We start from the raw sequence: 2,038 nt of genomic DNA on the forward strand, positions 1-2,038 counted from the left end.
GCCCGGGATCACGCCGAGCGTCAGCTCCGGATACTGGGCCTTCCAGTCTTGGGCGGCGCCGGCAGGCCGAAGAGGGCGAGAGCCGCGGCGGCGCCGGCGAGAGTGCGTCGGGTGATCATCGTGTCGTCCTTCGTGACGGCGTAGGGCAGGAAGTTCGGCCGGCCGGAGGCCGGTCGGGCGTTTCCCGAATGGTTGTTGGGGCTTGGAGGGCCCGGATCAGGCGCCGAGGGCGGCCTCGCGGACCGGCCGCGCCGGCACGAGACCGGGCCGGCCGGGCATCGCGGCCCGCTGCTCCGCCTCGCGCTGCGCGGAATCGTCCAGCACCTCGCCGGCCTCCAGGCCGTAGAGCCGGCGCGCCACGTCCTCGGTGAGGTCGAACGGTCCGCCCTCGAACACGACCCGCCCGGCCGCGAGGCCCACGAGGCGGTCGCAATAGGCGCGCGCGAGGTCGAGGGAATGCAGGTTGCACAGCACCGTGATGCCGTAGCGCCGGTTCACGTCGGCCAGCGCGTCCATCACGAGCCGGGTGTTGCGCGGGTCGAGGGAGGCCACCGGCTCGTCGGCGAGCAGGATCTCGGGCTCCTGCACGAGGGCGCGGGCGATGGCCACGCGCTGCTGCTGGCCGCCCGACAGGCCGTCGGCGCGCTGGCCGGCGAACTCGCCCATGTCGAAGCTCTCCAGGGCGGCGAGCGCCATGGCCCGGTCTTCGGCGGACCATTGCCGCAGCAGGGAACGGTAGCTCGGCACGTGGCTGAGCCGGCCCATCAGCACGTTGGTCATCACGTCGAGGCGGCCGACGAGGTTGAACTGCTGGAAGATCATGGCGCAGCGGGCCCGCCATTCGCGCAGGTCGCGGCCCCGCAGGGTGGTGACCTCACGGCCGTCGTGGAGAATGCGCCCCGAACTCGGGTCCGCCAGCCGGTTGATCAGGCGCAGCAGCGTCGACTTGCCGGCGCCCGACCGGCCGATCACGCCGACGAAGCTGCCGGGCTCGATCCGGAGCGACACGCCGTCGACGGCGCGCCGGTCGCCGTACTGGCGCGTGAGATCCTCGATAACCAGCATGCCACCATCCGCCGGGGAATGGCCGCAGGTAAACGCCGATTTCACGACGATTGGATGACGAATACAGATCGGTTATGTTTGCCGGCGCAATTCTTACATTTTGATAGCCGGCTTAAACTTCATAGCGCTCGAGGAATGCTTCGATGGGCAGGCCGCGGAAATCCGGAAGCGCCCGGCGCAGCCGTTCGTGATCCCAGTCCCACCATGCCAGGCGCATCAGACGTTCGGCGACGGCCTCGGGGAAGCGGCGCCGGACCGGTTTGGCGGGATTGCCGACAACGATCGTGTAGGGTTCGACGTCGCGGGTGACGATGGCGCCCGCGCCGACCACGGCGCCGGTGCCGATGGTGCGGCCGGGCAGGACAACGACGCCGTGGCCGATCCAGACATCGTGGCCGATCGCCACCGGGCTCGCCCGGCGCCGGTCGAAGAAGGCGGGCTCGTCGGACTCCTCCGGCCAGTAGGCTCGTGCCCGGTAGGTGAAATGCGCCTGCGACGCGCGCTCCATCGGGTGGTTGCCGGGATTGATCCGCACGCTGGCGGCGATCGAGCAGAACTTGCCGATGGTCGTGTAGATCACCTCGCAATCCTGACCGATGTAGGAATAATCGTCGAGGATCGTCTCGGTGAGGCGGGTTCGCGCGCCGACCTCCGTGTAGTGACCGAGGCGGCAATCCACGACCCGGGCGCTGGGATCGCGTGCGGGTTCGAGTCCGAGGGGACGGTCAACCACGGGGCTCTCCGAAGGGCAGGCGCGCCAGGAGCCGGAACGGGCCGGACCCGTCCTGGGTCAGGAGGCACACGGCGTCGATCACAAGGGGCTCCGGCCCCGCGGCGGCGTAGGCCTCGGACAGGCGCCGGTGCCAGGCTTCGCGCTCCGCCTCCGGCAGGGCGTCGGTCAGGGTCATGTGGAAGCGGAAGGCCTCGAACACGTACGGTTAGCCCCAGCGCGCCAGCAGCGCCCGCCCGCGCG

The 2,038-nt window shown here is 70.5% G+C and carries 2 protein-coding genes and 1 pseudogene; all 3 read right to left on the bottom strand.

What is annotated here, in order from left to right; genetic code table 11:
* Positions 1-216 precede the first annotated feature (216 nt).
* The gene (gene phnC / locus I53_RS25235) at positions 217-1,065 is read right to left on the bottom strand and encodes a phosphonate ABC transporter ATP-binding protein (protein ID WP_043355956.1); all 849 of its coding nucleotides are present in this window, start codon (positions 1,063-1,065) and stop codon (positions 217-219) included.
* Positions 1,066-1,177: 112 nt separating this feature from the next.
* Complete coding sequence (locus I53_RS25240) at positions 1,178-1,798, bottom strand: chloramphenicol acetyltransferase (RefSeq protein ID WP_043355958.1); 621 nt, start codon at positions 1,796-1,798, stop codon at positions 1,178-1,180.
* Positions 1,791-2,038, bottom strand: a pseudogene (locus tag I53_RS25245) (DUF1045 domain-containing protein); the annotation flags it as partial. The gene I53_RS25240 and the pseudogene I53_RS25245, both read right to left, overlap by 8 nt.

Origin of the sequence: Methylobacterium sp. B1 (genome assembly GCF_000333255.1) — a bacterium.
Taxonomy (GTDB): domain Bacteria; phylum Pseudomonadota; class Alphaproteobacteria; order Rhizobiales; family Beijerinckiaceae; genus Methylobacterium; species Methylobacterium fujisawaense.

Bases quoted from the DNA above. Each gene is read 5' to 3' on its own strand.
- phnC (WP_043355956.1), bottom strand. From the start codon at position 1,065: ATGCTGGTTATCGAGGATCTCACGCGCCAGTACGGCGACCGGCGCGCC.